The organism is uncultured Bacteroides sp. (assembly GCF_910585845.1).
Classification (GTDB): domain Bacteria; phylum Bacteroidota; class Bacteroidia; order Bacteroidales; family Bacteroidaceae; genus Bacteroides.
Genome location: NZ_CAJUHF010000027.1, coordinates 1 through 16908, shown reverse-complemented (window position 1 = coordinate 16908; position 16908 = coordinate 1). Strand labels below are relative to the sequence as shown.

General features: G+C 47.2%; 17 protein-coding genes and 1 tRNA gene. 6 read left to right on the top strand and 12 right to left on the bottom strand.

Annotation, left to right across the window (positions count from 1 at the left end):
- Nucleotides 1-7: 7 nt before the first annotated feature.
- The 3 genes from pulA to QZ323_RS09060 all read right to left on the bottom strand — a co-directional run bounded on the left by pulA (nucleotide 8) and on the right by QZ323_RS09060 (nucleotide 3033).
- The gene (pulA, locus tag QZ323_RS09070) at nucleotides 8-2005 is read right to left on the bottom strand and encodes a type I pullulanase (RefSeq protein ID WP_294634288.1); all 1998 of its coding nucleotides are present in this window, start codon (nucleotides 2003-2005) and stop codon (nucleotides 8-10) included.
- 156 nt (nucleotides 2006-2161) lie between these two features.
- Nucleotides 2162-2731, bottom strand: a complete 570-nt coding sequence (gene ruvC, locus QZ323_RS09065; protein ID WP_294634287.1) for a crossover junction endodeoxyribonuclease RuvC — start codon at nucleotides 2729-2731, stop codon at nucleotides 2162-2164.
- The gene (locus QZ323_RS09060) at nucleotides 2728-3033 is read right to left on the bottom strand and encodes a DUF4286 family protein (RefSeq protein WP_294634286.1); all 306 of its coding nucleotides are present in this window, start codon (nucleotides 3031-3033) and stop codon (nucleotides 2728-2730) included. Before QZ323_RS09060 ends, ruvC begins: the two co-directional genes overlap by 4 nt.
- A gap of 101 nt (nucleotides 3034-3134) precedes the next feature.
- Between QZ323_RS09060 and QZ323_RS09055 the strand changes: the two genes are divergently transcribed.
- Nucleotides 3135-3208: transfer RNA gene (locus tag QZ323_RS09055), tRNA-Ala, on the top strand.
- A gap of 101 nt (nucleotides 3209-3309) precedes the next feature.
- Nucleotides 3310-3681: a dihydroneopterin aldolase gene (folB, locus tag QZ323_RS09050; RefSeq protein ID WP_294634285.1), complete on the top strand. Its 372-nt coding sequence runs from the start codon at nucleotides 3310-3312 to the stop codon at nucleotides 3679-3681.
- Nucleotides 3682-3758: 77 nt separating this feature from the next.
- On the opposite strand, the gene QZ323_RS09045 is transcribed toward folB, so the two are convergent.
- From QZ323_RS09045 to mtaB, 3 genes are read right to left on the bottom strand one after another with little or no spacing between them, the layout of a single operon-like run.
- On the bottom strand, nucleotides 3759-4775 hold the full coding sequence (locus tag QZ323_RS09045; RefSeq protein WP_294634284.1) for a glycosyltransferase family 2 protein: 1017 nt from the start codon (nucleotides 4773-4775) through the stop codon (nucleotides 3759-3761).
- A 13-nt stretch (nucleotides 4776-4788) separates the two neighbouring features.
- Nucleotides 4789-5688 carry a lysophospholipid acyltransferase family protein gene (locus QZ323_RS09040; RefSeq protein ID WP_294634283.1) on the bottom strand — a complete coding sequence of 300 codons (900 nt, stop codon included), beginning with the start codon at nucleotides 5686-5688 and terminating at the stop codon, nucleotides 4789-4791.
- A 55-nt stretch (nucleotides 5689-5743) separates the two neighbouring features.
- Nucleotides 5744-7060, bottom strand: a complete 1317-nt coding sequence (mtaB, locus tag QZ323_RS09035; RefSeq protein WP_294634282.1) for a tRNA (N(6)-L-threonylcarbamoyladenosine(37)-C(2))-methylthiotransferase MtaB — start codon at nucleotides 7058-7060, stop codon at nucleotides 5744-5746.
- Nucleotides 7061-7146: 86 nt separating this feature from the next.
- On the opposite strand from mtaB, the gene QZ323_RS09030 reads away from it, so the two are divergent.
- Entirely contained in the window at nucleotides 7147-8820 is a 1674-nt protein-coding gene (locus tag QZ323_RS09030) for a long-chain fatty acid--CoA ligase (RefSeq protein WP_294634281.1), read from the top strand.
- Nucleotides 8821-8969: 149 nt separating this feature from the next.
- On the top strand, nucleotides 8970-9176 hold the full coding sequence (locus QZ323_RS09025; RefSeq protein ID WP_294634312.1) for a hypothetical protein: 207 nt from the start codon (nucleotides 8970-8972) through the stop codon (nucleotides 9174-9176).
- Between the two features lie 358 nt (nucleotides 9177-9534).
- Here QZ323_RS09025 and rplI read toward each other — a convergent pair whose 3' ends face one another.
- The 3 genes from rplI to rpsF are packed head-to-tail and all read right to left on the bottom strand — an operon-like array spanning nucleotide 9535 to nucleotide 10621.
- A complete protein-coding gene (gene rplI / locus QZ323_RS09020; protein WP_294634280.1) occupies nucleotides 9535-9984 on the bottom strand; it encodes a 50S ribosomal protein L9 in 450 nt (149 codons plus the stop codon).
- A 17-nt stretch (nucleotides 9985-10001) separates the two neighbouring features.
- Entirely contained in the window at nucleotides 10002-10274 is a 273-nt protein-coding gene (rpsR, locus tag QZ323_RS09015; RefSeq protein WP_004288442.1) for a 30S ribosomal protein S18, read from the bottom strand.
- Nucleotides 10275-10276: 2 nt separating this feature from the next.
- On the bottom strand, nucleotides 10277-10621 hold the full coding sequence (gene rpsF / locus QZ323_RS09010; RefSeq protein ID WP_025832522.1) for a 30S ribosomal protein S6: 345 nt from the start codon (nucleotides 10619-10621) through the stop codon (nucleotides 10277-10279).
- Nucleotides 10622-10780: 159 nt separating this feature from the next.
- Between rpsF and QZ323_RS09005 the strand changes: the two genes are divergently transcribed.
- On the top strand, nucleotides 10781-11227 hold the full coding sequence (locus QZ323_RS09005; RefSeq protein WP_294634278.1) for a MarR family transcriptional regulator: 447 nt from the start codon (nucleotides 10781-10783) through the stop codon (nucleotides 11225-11227).
- A 229-nt stretch (nucleotides 11228-11456) separates the two neighbouring features.
- The gene (locus tag QZ323_RS09000; protein ID WP_294634316.1) at nucleotides 11457-11606 is read left to right on the top strand and encodes a hypothetical protein; all 150 of its coding nucleotides are present in this window, start codon (nucleotides 11457-11459) and stop codon (nucleotides 11604-11606) included.
- Nucleotides 11607-11694: 88 nt separating this feature from the next.
- Here QZ323_RS09000 and QZ323_RS08995 read toward each other — a convergent pair whose 3' ends face one another.
- From QZ323_RS08995 to QZ323_RS08985, 3 genes are all read right to left on the bottom strand, one after another.
- The gene (locus tag QZ323_RS08995) at nucleotides 11695-12396 is read right to left on the bottom strand and encodes a response regulator transcription factor (RefSeq protein ID WP_294634277.1); all 702 of its coding nucleotides are present in this window, start codon (nucleotides 12394-12396) and stop codon (nucleotides 11695-11697) included.
- A gap of 4 nt (nucleotides 12397-12400) precedes the next feature.
- Entirely contained in the window at nucleotides 12401-13933 is a 1533-nt protein-coding gene (locus tag QZ323_RS08990; RefSeq protein ID WP_294634276.1) for a HAMP domain-containing sensor histidine kinase, read from the bottom strand.
- A gap of 275 nt (nucleotides 13934-14208) precedes the next feature.
- Nucleotides 14209-16365: an elongation factor G gene (locus QZ323_RS08985; RefSeq protein ID WP_294634275.1), complete on the bottom strand. Its 2157-nt coding sequence runs from the start codon at nucleotides 16363-16365 to the stop codon at nucleotides 14209-14211.
- Between the last annotated feature and the right edge of the window lie 543 nt (nucleotides 16366-16908).

The window sequence follows — 16908 nt, the reverse complement described above, 5'->3', positions numbered from 1 at the left end:
CAACAACTTATTTCCAGATAATCAAAGCCGACTGTGCCGGAACAATCACTTCCGGACCGTACAGTGTCCCTAATCCGCCTTCGCTGATGAAGCCATCCTTACAGACCACGGTATATTTGCCTTCGGGAACAGTCAGTCTGGCATTCTCCTTGCGCGAGTTCAGCACGACGATGATATCCTCCCAAGCATCGCCATTGGCATTCTCTTTCAGGCGATAGGCTATCAGGTTGCTGCCCTCCACCGGAAGAAATTCCAGATGCTTACGCACCAAGCCGGCATCACCCATGCGGAAAGCAGGATGATTCTTGCGCAACTGTATCAATCCTTTATAATAAGCAAACACATCCGCGTGTTCCGCCTTGCGCTTCCAGTCGATGGCATTGATGGAATCGGGGCTGTTATAACTATTGTGAACGCCCTTCTTGTCGCGCATCACTTCTTCACCGGCATAGATAAAAGGGATGCCTTGCGAGGTGAATACGGCAGTTTGTGCCAGTTTGTCCAACCTTGCCAGCTCCTGCGGGGTAATGCCCGGAACACTTGCCTTCAACCGGTCTACCAGACACATGTCATCGTGGCAAGAGACATAACTGATCATCTGCGTAGGCTGCTCTGCCCACGAAGCTTTACTGTAATTCACCGAATCATTGTCCACCTGCGGATGCTTGACGGCACCTACGATGCCAAACTTAATGCTCTCTTCACCACCCGGAATGCCTGCAAGGAAAGCCCCCTGACGATTATCATTGAACGGACCACGTAAAGCGTCACGCATTTCGTCGGAGAAAGCGGCAATGCCCGGCATGCGATAGATGTTGGCTTTCATTGCCAAAGAGTCTTCCGGCATCTGAGGCGCTTTGGCTGCCCAGCCTTCACCGTAGATGATGATGCTCGGATCGACTGCCGTGACTGCCGTACGGATTTCGTTCATGGTTGCGATGTCGTGAATGCCCATCAGGTCGAAGCGGAAGCCGTCCAGATGATATTCGTTGAGCCAGTAGAGAACGGATTCTTTCATGTATTTCCGCATCATGGGGCGGTTGCTTGCCGTCTCGTTACCGCAGGCGGAGCCGTCGGCAAAGCTGCCATCGGACATCTGGCGGTAGAAATATCCGGGTACTGTACGCTCAAAGTTGCTTTCGGTGGTATTGAACGTGTGGTTGTAGACTACATCAAGCACTACACGGATGCCAGCCTTGTGCAAGGCCTGCACCATCTGTTTGAACTCCCGGATACGGACAGCCGGGTCGTATGGGTCGGTGGAATAGGAACCGTCGGGGACGTTGTAGTTTTGCGGGTCATAGCCCCAATTGTATCTGTTTTCATCCAACTTGGTTTCATCCACGGAAGCGTAGTCGTAGGAGGGCAGAATGTGTACGTGCGTCACTCCCAGTTCTTTCAAATGGTCAATGCCTGTCGCCAACTGTTCGGGACTTAGGGTTCCTTCTTCGGTCAGCGCAAGATATTTGCCTTTGTTCCGAATGCCCGACGAAGGGTCTACGGAGAAATCGCGATGGTGCATCTCATAGATGACTGCATCTGCCGGAGAAGCCAGCGCGGGCCGTTTGTCGTCTGCCCATCCTTCGGGGTCAGTTGTTCTCATGTCGAGGATGGCGGCACGCTTCCCGTTCACTCCCACGGCCTTGGCGTTGATGCCCGGGGTGTCTCCCAGCCAGCGTTCGTTGATCTTCACGTTGAATGTATAGAATTTCCCCAGCAGGTCCTTTTCCACTTTGGCGGTCCAGGTTCCTTCTGTATCGGGAATCATGGAAATGGTCTCGTATGCATGGCCTCCTTCGCCGGCGTCGAACAGCATCAGGCGCACTTCGTCGGCAGTGGGTGCCCACAACGTGAAATGAGTGGCCTCGGGGGTATACTCCATTTCAGTCAGACTGCCCGAACGGACGGGATACAGTTCATAAGATGTGTACTCTTTCTTTGCAGGAGTACAGCCGGTCACTGTAGCGGCTGCCACTCCGATCAGGGCAAGTTCATTCAGATTCATGATATTTAGTTTACTAATTAATGTTCGGCTACGGGTTGATTACTGTTCTGTTACGGGTTGATTACTGTTCTGTTACGAGTTAATTACTGTTCTATTACAAGTTAATTACTGTTCTATTACGAGTTGACTAACGTTCGGCTACAGGTAGCTATCAATTTATTTTTTCACTTTATCGGGATTCTTGGCAATGAAATCCTTCCATCCGCGATATCCCTTCTCGACGGCGGGACGCCCCATTTGCAGGAAGTGGCAATAGGCGGCGGCGAGTCCGTCGGTGGCATCCATGAAGGTGGGCATGTCTTCTTTGGCAAAGTGCAGGAGGCGCTGGAGCATGTCCGCCACCTGTTCTTTGGAGGCTTGCCCGTTTCCGGTGATGGCCATCTTTATCTTCAGGGGGGCATATTCGGTGATGGGTATGTCCCTGCTGAGGGCAGCTGCCATTGCCACGCCTTGCGCGCGTCCCAGTTTCAACATCGACTGCACGTTTTTTCCGAAGAAAGGGGCTTCGATGGCCAGTTCATCGGGCAGGTAGCTTTCGATGATGCTTAATACACGCTCGTGTATGTGGCGCAGTTTCAGGTAGTGGTCGCCGAACTTGCGCAGGTCGATGATTCCCATTGCTATCATTTCGGGCTTTGTTCCTTGCACGCGCAGGATGCCGTAACCCATGATGTTTGTACCGGGGTCGATGCCCAGGATTATTTTTTCCTTAACCGGCTGTATCACTCTATCACCTCCATCAGGGTAGGAAAACCTACGACTTTATCCTTGAATATTTTCAACAGTTCTTCGTTCAGTCGGACTCCCTGTCCCATGTGCCAGCGGTGGAGTATGGCTGAGCTTTCCACTTCAAACTGAAGTGAATAGCAGGTGCTTCCTTCTTCACGATGGCTCAGTACGCGAACGAGGCGCGGCGCGCGCAACAGGCCGTTTTTTTCTACTTCGGGGAGATAAAATTCCTTTATCCAAATCAGGAAGTTATCTTCCTGTTCTTCTTCTACTTGATAGGTTGTATTATAAATCAGCATATTTTTCTTTCACTTTATTTCGCAAACATAGCAATTATTTCAGAATAATGCATTATATTTGCACCATCAAAATAGGGGAAATATCGCAAACGTTAGCAAACGGGGCGTTAGCTCATCTGGCTAGAGCGCGACACTGGCAGTGTCGAGGTGACCGGTTCGAGTCCGGTACGCTCCACATAAGAGCTGTTAACTATTGATTAGTTAGCGGCTTTCTTTTTTAAGGGACAATCATACCATAGACTTCTCTTAATCCCTTCACTTTATACAATGTCGGTTATGAACAGTTACATATTCCTTGATAACGTCCGCTTTTTTGCCTACCACGGCGTAGGCGAGCAAGAGCGCGAAGTGGGCAATGAGTTTATTATCAGCCTGAGACTGAAAGTAGATATCACCCTTGCTGCCGAAACGGACAACGTGGCGCATACCGTAAGTTATGCCGATGTCTACGAAAATGTAAAGGCAGAGATGGAGATTCCTTCCGCCTTGTTGGAGCATGTTTGCGGACGTATCGTAAAACGCTTGTTCCGCACATTCCCTGCCATAGAGGGCATCGAACTGAAACTATCCAAACGAAATCCACCAATGGGCGCGGATGTGGATGCCGCCGGAGTGGAAGTGCACTGCGAGAGGCAAGGAAAAGGATAGTTATAATTGCTTTATAATTGTCTCATAATTGCTTTATAATTATCTTATTATTGCTTTATAATTATCTTATTATTGTCTCATAGTTGCGAGAAGTATTTTCTCCCCCGACAGTAATATTCCAGCAAGATACTGCTTTTCGTCCGTTCCGGTATCACGTGGAGGGAAGTCTCTTTCAGGTTCGTTTTGCGGGCCGGAGCGAAAGAAGAACGCAGCAAACGGTACTCCCGCCGGGCACGAATCACCGCCGACGCATTGGAGAATTGGAATTTGAGCAAGAAGACAAACGCCGCCACATAGTCGAGGAAAGCACGCACTCGCATCACCGGAACCAACTCTTCCGACGGTAAGTTCTTATAAAGCATAATCAGATTATTGCGGAAATTGAGGAAAGTCTTGCGGGGATTCTCCTTCTTCAGCGTGGCACCGCCCACATGATAGACCACACTCTGAGGCACACACACTATTTGCCTGCCCCGCGCACGAAGCCGCCAGCACAGGTCGATCTCCTCCATGTGGGCAAAAAAGCGCCCGTCCAACCCACCGGCACGGCGATAGTCGTGCAGACGGACAAACAATGCCGCCCCCGTAGCCCAAAACACGGAAACAACGTCATCATACTGTCCCGCGTCTCGCTCTACCACACCCATTATCCTGCCGCGGCAATATGGATAGCCATAGCGATCGAGAAAACCACCCGCCGCTCCGGCATATTCAAACATCTCGCGCTGCCGCCAACTGAGAATCTTCGGCTGGCATGCCGCCACCTCGGGATGTATATCCATATAACCTACTAAAGGTTCCAACCAATGTTCCGTCACCTCCACATCCGAATTGAGAAGAACCACATATTCCGCCTCAATCGCCTGAAGAGCCAAATTATAGCCATCAGCAAAGCCGTGGTTCTCTTTCAGCAGCACCAGACGCACGGAAGGAAAGTCGCGGCGGAGCATCTCTACCGAAGCATCCGTCGACCCATTGTCCGCCACGTACACCACCGCCCCGTCCGCCTCGGAGAAGCGTACCACTGAGGGAAGAAACGAACGGAGCATATCGCATCCGTTCCAGTTCAATATGACAACTGCTACTTTATCCATGCCGTTTTACATTCTATCCATGCCGTTTTACGCTCTCCCGGGTAAGTTTCCAACGCTTGTGCGACCAGAACCAATAGGCAGGCTCGCGCCGGATGGTCTGCTCCAAGCGGCGGGCAAACAGTTCGGTTATCTCTCCGTCGGCGGTCTGCTTCGGATTTTCGGTCAGCAGGTCGAAGTATGCCTTGCAGTATCCCCTCCCCTTCTTCTCCAGCTCGCAATAGAAAACGGGATAATCCATCATCTTGGCTATGCGTTCGCCGCCATCCATGAAGACCGTGTCCTGATTCAGGAAAGTGGTCCAGTAGTGTGCTTCGCTAAGGTTGGGAGACTGGTCGGTGATCAGCCCTATCGCTACCCGCTTGCCGTCACGACGCAATCTGATTACTTCGCGGGCAGTAGAATGTTTCGGTACGTTGTAACCACCGTGACGCGAACGGATAAGCTTGAACATCTCGTCGAGATATTTATTCCGTAGCGGTTTATATACTTGCACCGGGATATCTCCGGGGTTCATGATTGCCCCCATACCCGTCAGCCACTCAAAGTCGGCATAATGAGGAATGAGTATGACGATGCCCCCATGTTTCTCGATCATTGCCAGATACTCTTCCGTATTCCCATACTCCATACGACGGGAAAGGTCTTCGAACGACATACGCATCATCTTGACCTCTTCCACCATGTAATCGCAGATGTAGTGGTAGAACTTGCGCTCAATCCGGCGCAGTTCGTCCTGCGACTTCTCGGGAAAAGAGTTGCTCAGATTCCTGCGGACTACCTTCCGACGATAATGCACGACGTGGCGCATCAGGAAGCAAAGCCCGTCGGACAAGATATAAAGTGCCCGAAAAGGAAGCAAAGCCACGAACCACATGCCCGCGTAGGTCAGCCAATAGATAAGTTTTGATTTCATACTTCTTATACCTATTATATAAGGATTCCTGATTTATATAAGAATTCCTGCCAGATCATAAAAGAGTCCCGAGCAGAGCCGTCCCATCTTCATTAAAATCACCCAAGCGAACGGAACGTACACAGTTATCCAGTTCGTTGCGACGCGGAAGCTCAACCCGGATATAGTTGGGGGTGAAACCATGCATAGGCATGCCCGGCTTGGAGTGTTCTAGCAATACTGGCATCGTCTGTCCGACGTGGCGGGCATAGAACGCATGTGTCTTCTCGTCCGAAAGTTTCAGCAGGCACTGGCTACGACGATGTTTCTCTTCAGGAGACACCACATGATCTATCTTCAAAGCCTGCGTGCCCGGACGTTCGGAATAGCTGAAGACATGCAGTTGGGTGACGTCCAACCCACGGATAAACTCGTATGCCTGCCCGAAGTATTCATCCGTTTCGCCACGCGTACCCACGATGACGTCTACACCGATAAAGGCATCGGGCATCACCTCTTTCACCTTCCGCACCTTAGCGGCAAAAAGCGCCGTATCGTAACGGCGGCGCATCAGTTTCAGCACTTCGTCGCTACCTGACTGCAACGGGATATGGAAGTGGGGCATGAAGCTGCGCGAGCGTGCCACGAACTCGATGATTTCATCGGTCAGCAGATTCGGTTCTATCGAAGAGATGCGATAACGCTCTATTCCTTCCACTTCATCCAGTGCTCTCACCAGGTCGAAGAAACTCTCTCCGGTACTCTTTCCGAAATCGCCGATATTGACACCGGTCAATACAATCTCCTTACCACCCTCTGCCGCCACCTGACGTGCCTGCTCCACCATCGAAGCCACCGTACCGTTACGGCTCCGCCCACGAGCAAAGGGAATCGTGCAATAAGAACAGAAGTAGTCGCAACCGTCCTGCACCTTCAGGAAGTATCGGGTACGGTCGCCGCACGAACAGGAGGGTGCAAACGAATGAATGTCTTTCAGCGCCGAAGTATAGGCTTCTCCCGACTCACGCTTCTGCAAGTCGCCCAGGTATTGCAACAAGTCTTTCTTCTGTTCCGCACCGAGCACCACGTCCACTCCCTCTATCTTTGCCACAGCATCGGGTTTCAGTTGGGCATAGCAACCAGTCACCACAACGAAAGCTCCCGGATGCTGCTTCACCAGACGGTGGATGGCCTGGCGACACTTCTTGTCCGCAACCTCCGTCACCGAACAGGTATTCACTACACAAATGTCCGCTTTCTCCCCTTTCCGTGCCGTACGCACGCCCGCTTCACGCAGTATCTTGCCAATCGTAGAGGTTTCGGAGAAATTCAGCTTACATCCCAATGTATAGTAAACTGCTGTCTTATCTTGAAATACAGTGGTATCAATCATACTATCTAAAATACATTTTCGGGAACAAAGTTACATATAATTCTTATATTTTTCCTATTTTTGCGGAATTCATCAACATTCGTGCAATGATACAAGAGAACTTTATCAAACTCTACGAGCAGAGTTTCCGTGAAAATTGGGACCTTCCCTGCTACACCGATTATGGTGAAGATGAAAGTTACACCTACGGTCAAGTGGCGCAAGAAATCGCCAAGTTACATCTGTTATTCAAACACTGCAGCCTGCGCCGCGGCGACAAAATAGCCGTCATAGGCAAGAATAACTCCCGCTGGTGCATTGCCTACATGACCACAGTCACGTATGGTGCCATCGTAGTCCCTATACTCCAAGATTTCAACCCAAACGACGTACACCATATTGTCAACCACTCCGAATCCGTATTCCTCTTCACCAGCGATTCCATCTGGGAGCAATTGGAAGAAGAACGTCTCTCCGGACTGCGTGCCGTGTTTTCCCTCACCGATTTCCGCTGCCTGCACCAACGCGACGGGGAAACCATCAACCGTTTCCTGAAACATATAGATGAGGAGATGCATGAAAACTATCCGAAAGATTTCCGCCGGGAAGATATCGAATACACCACCCTGTCCAATGACAAAGTAATGCTGCTGAATTACACTTCGGGTACTACAGGTTTCAGCAAAGGTGTCATGCTGACGGGAAACAACCTTGCAGGAAATGTCACCTTCGGCATCCGTACCGGACTGTTGAAGAAAGGAGACAAGGTGCTCTCTTTCCTACCATTGGCGCATGCTTACGGTTGTGCTTTCGATTTCCTGACAGCCACTGCCGTAGGTACTCATGTCACCCTGTTAGGCAAGGCGCCTTCTCCCAAGATTCTGATGAAGGCGTTCGAAGAGGTGAAGCCCAGTCTGATTATCACCGTACCCCTTGTCATCGAGAAGATATACAAGAACATCATCCAGCCCATCATCAACAAGAAAGCTATGAAATGGGCGCTCAGCATCCCATTGCTCGACGGACAGATATACGGACAAATCCGCAAAAAGCTGATCGATGCCTTGGGCGGACGTTTCAAGGAAGTCATTATCGGTGGTGCTGCCATGAATCCGGAAGTGGAAGAATTCTTCCATCGCATCAAGTTCCCATTCACCATCGGCTACGGTATGACGGAATGCGCCCCTCTTATCAGCTATGCCCCGTGGAATGAGTTTGTGACGACTTCCTCCGGCCGCATACTCGACATCATGGAAGCACGCATCTACAAGGAGAATCCGGAAGCGGAAATCGGCGAGATACAGGTGAGAGGCGAGAATGTCATGGTGGGCTACTACAAAAATCCCGAAGCCACCAAAGAAGCCTTCACCGAAGATGGCTGGTTGCGCACCGGCGATTTAGGGAAACTGGACAAAGACAACAACCTCTATATCCGTGGTCGTAACAAAACCATGATATTGAGTTCCAACGGTCAGAATATCTTCCCCGAAGAGATAGAAGCCCGTCTCAACAATCTGCCGTTCGTGATAGAAAGCCTTGTCATCGAACGGAACAAGCGACTGATAGCCTTAGTCTATGCCGACTATGAGGCACTGGATTCGCTTGGGCTGAACCAACCGGAAAATATCAAAACCATCATGGACGAAAATCTGAAGAACCTAAATAGCAGTGTAGCCAATTATGAAAGGGTAAGCCAGATCCAGCTTTATCCGACCGAATTCGAAAAGACCCCTAAACGCAGCATCAAACGATACTTATATAACAGTATTGCAGAAGATTAGTATGCTGTAGAACATAAGAAAAAAGCCGAGTTCAAAAAAAAGTATAAAAAAAAGTTAGTGTTTGGAGAACAACGTATTAAAAAAGTACATACCTTTGCATCGTTTTAATAAAGCAATTGATTGTATTACGTTTTTTAAAAGCAAAGAAAATGAAAAAATTAGTTTTGATGGCTGCAGCTATCGTAGCAGTATCTTTCGCATCTTGTGGTAACAAAGCAGCTAACGCTGACCAAGCAGCTGCAACAGAAACAGAAGTAACTGTAGAAGAAGAAGTAGTAGCTCCGGCTGACAGCGCAGTTGTAGCTGAAGCAAACGATTCTTTGGCAGTTGATAGCGCAGCAGTTGTAGCTGAATAATCCAATTCTGCACATCATTAGAGAGAATTGAAAGTCTGACGCGCACAAAGCGCGGACAGACTTTTTTTATACCCTGTCATATCCACTCTTCCTCCCTCCCAATGTTCTTTTTCGTCTCACGGAGCAAATAAAATCGTCTCGCAAGACGAAAAAAATCATCTCATGAAACGGATTTTTTCGTCTCACGGGATGAAATTATTCGTTTCACGAGATGAAATTATCAGTCTTGTGAAGCAAATATCATAGTCCGCTTCAATACAATCCCCCATCCCGTAGCGGACACAGTCAACAGCAGTACAAACAAAAAAAGTCCGGTTTCCTTTCGAAAACCGGACTTTCTTGTGAAATTAACAATAAATTACTCTGCCTCAGCTACAACCTCGAAAGGTATTTCAACTGAAACTTCTTTATGCAATTTTACGACAGCTTTGTACTGACCAACTTCCTTCACAGCGTCTTTTACAACGATGATCTTACGGTCAATTTCATGACCCAACTTAGCCAGTTCTTCTGCAATCTGAATATTGCCAACTGAGCCGAAGATAGTACCCGTAGAGCTAACTTTAGTAGCGATCTTCAAAGATACACCCTCCAACTTAGCAGCCAATTCTTCTGCATCCTTCTTGATCTTCTCCAACTTGTGAGCGCGTTGCTTCAAGTCTTCAGCCAACATTTTCTTTGCAGCAGGAGAAGCAATCACAGCTTTACCTGTCGGGATGAGGTAGTTACGGCCATAGCCAGACTTAACGGTTACGATATCATTCTTATAACCTAAATTTACTACGTCTTCTTTCAATATAATTTCCATACTGTCCTCCTCCTTATTTATTTCATCATGTCAGTTACATAGGGCAATAAAGCCAAGTGACGGGCTCTCTTCACAGCTTGAGCTACACGACGTTGGAACTTCAAAGAAGTACCAGTGATGCGACGCGGAAGGATCTTACCCTGCTCATTCAAGAATTTCTTCAAGAATTCGGGATCCTTATAATCAATGTACTTAATACCACTCTTTTTGAAACGGCAGTATTTTTTCTTCTTAACGTCCACTGAGGGCGGAGTTAAATATCTGATTTCTGATTGAACTTGTTGTGCCATGATTAATCCTCCTTTTTAGTTGATTTAACACTTCTTCTCTTCGCAGCATATTCAGCAGCGTACTTGTCTTGCTTGAAAGTCAAGAAACGGATAACGCGCTCGTCACGACGGAAGTTTACTTCTAACTTCTCAATTACAGTCGGTTCTGCATTGAACTCAATCAGCTGATAGAAACCTGTAGACTTTTTCTGGATAGGATAAGCCAGTTTCTTCAGTCCCCAGTTTTCTTCATTTACGATCTCGGCACCTTCTGCAGTCAGAATGCCTTTGAATTTCTCTACCGCTTCCTTCATCTGTACATCAGACAAAACGGGAGTTAAAATGAAAACGGTTTCGTATTGATTCATACTTGTTTAATTAATGAATTAATAATTCGTTTAAAATTTTGCGGTGCAAAGGTAGGAATTTTATTTTGTTCCACAAACATTTAATGTTTTTTTGTGTGTGGGGATAGGATTTATCGCGGAAGAGACTTACCTTTGCAAGGTTGTTTAAACAATAATTTCATGATAGAGCAATTTAACTTTGATATCCGATTGATTTTTGCCATACTGAATGGTAAAGTGTCTGCTGCCATCAACCGGAAACTGTCCCGCAACTTCCGCCTAAATGGTTTGGAGATTACTCCGGAGCAGTGGACGGTACTCATCTTTCTGTGGGAAAAGGACGGTGTGACGCAACAAGAGTTGTGTAATGCAACCTTCAAGGACAAACCCAGCATGACACGACTCATCGACAATATGGAACGCCAGCACTTAGTCGTCCGCATCTCCGACAAAAGAGACCGACGCACCAACCTGATCCATCTTACCAAAGACGGGAAAGAATTGGAAGAACGCGCACGCGGCCTTGCCAACCAAACCCTGCAAGAGGCACTGTACGGCGTCACTGCGGAAGAGTTGGATATCAGTCAGGAGGTGCTGAGAAAGATATTCGTTAATACAAAAGACTAAAACAATAGAAGCAACCGAGAAAACGGAAACAGGATGAAGGCAGAAATTTAAGCAAAAGAGAGGAAATACAGCCATACTTTTGCTCCTATATTTCCCCATTCTTCATTAAAATAGAGTTTTTTTTCAAAAATAATTTCGCTTGTTAAAGAATTATGCTTTTCTTTGTGACAAGAATACAATAATCTAATTAAAATACACACGCATGAAAGGTTTATTAAAAAATCTGGGCTTGATATTAGTCTTGGTAGGAGCAATAATTCTGGTTGTATGTTCTTTCACCGGTAATGTTAACGACAACGCCATCTTAGGAACTTCAGCAGTTCTGATGGTAGTGGGATTGATCTCATACATTGTCATCAACAAAAAGATAGCAGACTAATATCGGAAAAAGAATAAAAAAGGCGGTCGTTGCAATAACGACCGCCTTTTTTATTCTTTATTCCAGCGGAATGATTGTCCGGAGCTTATCAAGACTCCGGTTCCGGCGTGATCAGTTTATACCCTTTTCCGTGGATGTTGATGATCTCAATAGAAGGATCTTCTTTCAGGTGCTTGCGCAGTTTGGTGATATACACATCCATACTGCGGGCATTGAAATAATTGTCATCAATCCAAATCGTTTTCAGGGCAAAGTCGCGTTGCAGGATTTCGTTGGCATGAGCACAAAGCAATCCCAGCAATTCAGACTCTTTGGTAGTCAGCTTCGTTTGCTTTTCAGGCGTAGAAAGAATCTGTTTCTGCGTGTCGAAAGTAAACATACCGATCTTATAGATATTGCTCTCCTTATTCTTCTTGCCACGCACACGTCTCAGGATGGCCTCAATTCTGAAGGTCAGCTCTTCCATGCTGAACGGCTTGGTGATGTAATCATCCGCACCAATTTTGAAACCTTCCAGAATATCATCTTTCAGCGTCTTTGCCGTCAAGAAGATAATAGGAATTTCAGCATTGGCGGCACGCACTTCCTGTGCCAGCGTGAAACCGTCTTTCTTCGGCATCATCACATCAAATACACACAAATCATATTTGTTCTTCAGAAAAGCCTTGTAACCGGCTTCCCCATCAGGATATAACTCGGCAGAATAACCTTTTGCCTGTAAATATTCTCTTAAAAGCATGCCAAGATTCTCATCATCTTCGCACAATAAAATACGCAATTTCTCGTCCATATCATTATTTTTTAAGTAAAGGTAATGCTATAATAAATTTAGTTCCCACATTCAGTTCACTTTCGGCGCGGATGGTTCCTTTATGGTCCGTGATGATCTTCTTCACGTACGAAAGTCCCAGTCCGAATCCTTTGACGTCGTGCAGATTACCTGTATGCACGCGATAGAACTTCTCGAATATCTTTTTCAAGTTTTCTTTCTTAATGCCGATGCCGTTGTCCTGGATAGAGATCATCAGCTTGCCCGGTTCGTTCCAGGTTTTCACTTTCAGTTCCAGATCCAAATCCGGCCTCTTATACTTCACCGCATTGTCCATCAGATTGAATATCACATTCGTGAGATGCATCTCATCTGCAAAGACAATCGGGTCTGTCGCGTTCAGTTCCGATTCGATGTTGCCGTTATAACGCTCCACTTTCAGGGCAAACGTGTTGATAACACCCGTAATCAGTTCGTTGGCATCCAGCTCTTTCATTTTCAGCGTGGCCCGTTGCCTGTCGAACATAGACATCTGCAACACTTTCTCTACCTGGAACCTCAATCGCTTGGTTTCATCGTTAATCACCGTCGATATATGCTGGAACATGGCTGGCGACTTACCCACCGCCGGGTCCTTCAGCATCTGTGCGGCCAACGAAATCGTTGATATCGGTGTCTTAAACTCGTGTGTCATGTTGTTTATGAAGTCATTCTTCATCTCCGTCAACTTCTTCTGGCGGAATACGATATAAATCGTAAAGATGAATGTGATCAGCAATACAAAGGTGAATATCATCGACGGTATCATGAAACTGACCGAATCGAAAATATAATCCCTTTTACCTGGGAAGTGTATCTTCACCATACTCATACGTGCCGGAGGATCGTTCAGAAACAAGGGTTGGGTATAAGAGTTCTCGCTTCCTTCGTCCACATAATCCGCACAGCGGTACACCTCGCGTCCATCGCGATCAATCACCTTGAAGTGATACTTCAAATCGATACCATTATCCACCAACCCCGACTTCAGATGCTGGTCCAGGTTCTTGAAGTTCACGCGTTCTTCAAGCGGCTTATTGCTTGCCTTATACACCATCTGCAGGGCCACCTCATCCAGCAAGGTGCGTTGATACAGATAGCGGTTTCTCACCAAGTCCGCCATCGAGCGGGCTGTCTGAGGTATCGTCTTGACCCCATGCTTGCGCGAAATCATCACACGGGGCAACTCAGTATGCGTGTTGGTTATCGTCCGCAACTCCATCACCGGATACTTGGAGCCATCGGGCGATGTGGCTGTAAACTGTTCGATATGCACCACCGACTTGCCCTGTTCCCAAGCCTTCTTTTCCGTTTCGGAGATATCCTCACGCAACCAACGCGCGACTTCTTCGGATTCTACTTCCTTCGAAGCGGCCATCAGCCCACGCTTGACACCTTCATCAAATTGCTCGTTACGCATCTTCACCATCTTCTCAATGTAGCTGATTTGCAGATACAGCAGACTGAGGAAAGATAGTCCCATAACGATGCCTAATATCCATATAGTTGACTTTTTCATAGTCACAAAATTAACACTCACTAATTAACATTCCTAACCTATTAACCTGATTTAACCGCGAGTTCTCGTAAATTAACCGAAAGCTGTTTTCAAGTCGCATTACAAGCATTATAACAAAACCGAACGGCTTTGGTTTGCAAAATTAATAAAAAATTAAATATCCGCATTCACATTTGCCATCATTCTTAACCACTGTTAATAAAAAAGCCATTTCCCCCTCATTTCGAGAGAGAAACGGCTTTAACAAATTATAAAAACAGACAAAGTGAACTATCTTATTCTTCGGTTTGCTTGGCTTCAAACTCTTTGATGAGTTTGTCTTGTACGTCGCTGGGAACAAGTTCGTAGCTGGCAAACTTCATGATGAACGAGGCGCGTCCGCCCGTCAGGGAACTCAATGCTGTGGAGTAGGACGACATTTCCTTCAAAGGCACTTTGGCAATCAGTTTTTCATAACCGGCTTCGCTGCTCATACCCATAATCATGGCGCGACGTCCTTGCAAGTCGCTCATCACATCGCCCATTCTATCGGATGGCACGAAAACTTCTACATCGTATATCGGTTCCAGAATTTTTGGTCCGGCGTTCTTGAATGCTTCGCTGAATGCGTTGCGTCCTGCCAGCATGAAAGAGATTTCATTGGAGTCTACGGGATGCATCTTGCCGTCATACACTATCACACGCACATCACGGGCATACGAGCCTGTCAGCGGGCCTTGTTCCATGCGGGACATGATACCCTTCAGGATGGCAGGCATGAAACGGGCATCAATCGAACCGCCCACAATGCTGTTGATGAATACCAACTTGCCACCCCATTCCAAGGGGATCTCTTCGGTACCTTTCACATTGACCTTAAATTCCTGACCACCGAACTTGTAGGTATCGGGCAACGGCATGCCTTCATAGTAGGACTCTACGATGAGATGCACCTCACCGAACTGACCCGCACCACCCGACTGCTTCTTATGGCGATAGTCGGCACGCGCAGCCTTCGTAATCGTTTCACGATAAGGAATTCGCGGCTCCTCGAACTTGATTTGCAGTTTCTCATTATTTTCCAGACGCCACTTCAGTGTACGCAGGTGGAATTCACCTTGTCCGTGGACGATGGTCTGGCGCAACTCTTTGGACTGCTCCACTACCCATGTCGGGTCTTCCTCGCGCATGCGGTTGAGCACAACCATCATCTTCTCCGTATCGGCTTCGTTCAGCGGCTTGATAGCGCGGGAATATTTGGAGTTCGGATATTTAATGAAGTTGAAGCGATGTTCGGCACCTTTGCCGTTCAGGGTATTACCTGTATGCACGTCTTTCAACTTGACGGTACAGCCAATATCACCTGCCACCATTTCTTCCACCTTAATGCGGTTAGCACCTGCACAGGCATATATCTGGGCAATGCGTTCTTTCGAGCCACGGTCGGCATTCGCAAAGTCGTCGCCTTCGTGCACCTTTCCGCTCATCACCTTAAAATATTGTACATCACCGATATGAGGCTCTACGGCTGTCTTGAAGAAGTAAAGCGAAGTAGGTCCGTCGGGATTCGGGTCTACTACCTCACCGCGGGTGTTATGCACCGGCGGCATCTCGTCCACGAAAGGAACGACGTTGCCCAAGAACTCCATCAGACGGCGCACACCCATATCCTTGCCTGCGCATACGCAGAACACGGGGAACATGCCGCGTGAAGCCAATCCTTTGCGAATACCCTCGCGCATCTCGTCTTCCGTCAGGGAGTCTTGCTCGAAGAACTTCTCCATCAGGGTTTCGTCGTGTTCGGCAGCAGCTTCCACCAATGCTTTATGCAACTCGGTGGCTTTCTCCATCTCCTCTGCGGGAACATCTTCGATAGTGGGTGCACCGCCTTCGGGTCCCCACGAATATTTTTTCATCAGAAGTACATCAATCAACGAATTGAAGTTCGGTCCGGTAGCCAACGGGTATTGCACGGGTACTACCTTCGAACCGTATGCGGACTTCAACTGCTCCAATACCATGTCGTAATCACACTTTTCGTGGTCAAGCTGATTCACAAGGAAGATGACCGGTTTGCCCAACTTCTCTGTATACCGGAAGTGGTTTTGAGTGCCAACTTCCGGACCGTATTGTCCGTTCAGAAGTAATATCGCAGTATCAGTAACGTTAAGCGCCGTCATGGCGGCTCCCACAAAATCGTCACTACCCGGGCAGTCGATGATGTTCAGCTTTTTACCGTTCCATTCCACATGAAACACGGTGGAGAAAACCGAATAACCATATTCCTGCTCTACGGGGAAGTAATCACTAACCGTATTCTTGGCAGTAATTCTGCCGCGACGTTTTATAATGCCACTCTCATAAAGCAACGCTTCCGTGAGAGTGGTCTTACCTGAGCCGTCATTGCCTAACAGGGCAATGTTCTTAATTTCATTCGTCTGATATACTTTCATGATATATAAGATTTAAAATGAATAAATCAGCACGCTTGCACGTGCCCTTAATTTTAGTGAGGCGCAAATTATAAATTTATCAAAAGAAAAGCAATTAATCGACAGTGTTACTAAACTATGTTATGCAACACATGAAATATAATCCTAAGATTTTCTTCACTTTACACCTCTATTCATGGAGAATGATAAGTCGTTTTACTTGAGAGCCTGTTTAAATTTACTTCAATTTACGAAGAGAGACCGGATGAAGCCGCATCCGCACTGTAACGGATAAGATTCTATACCTTATTATATATAGGTACGCGCGAGTGACATCACATAGTCCGGTTTGATGACTATTACCCAAATGTTCTGATTACGCCTTAAACTCCGTTGGATGCGTCGATTTTTGCTACTCTGGGCAGACACTGACAGGCTACTAACAAGATTTGAAACAAATGACCACCTATAATGAATTATTTTTATTGGTCTAAGTCTAAAAGCTTGTTTATCTTTGTAACGGATAATCAATTATTCCGTATCTGATTGATACACATATAGCGA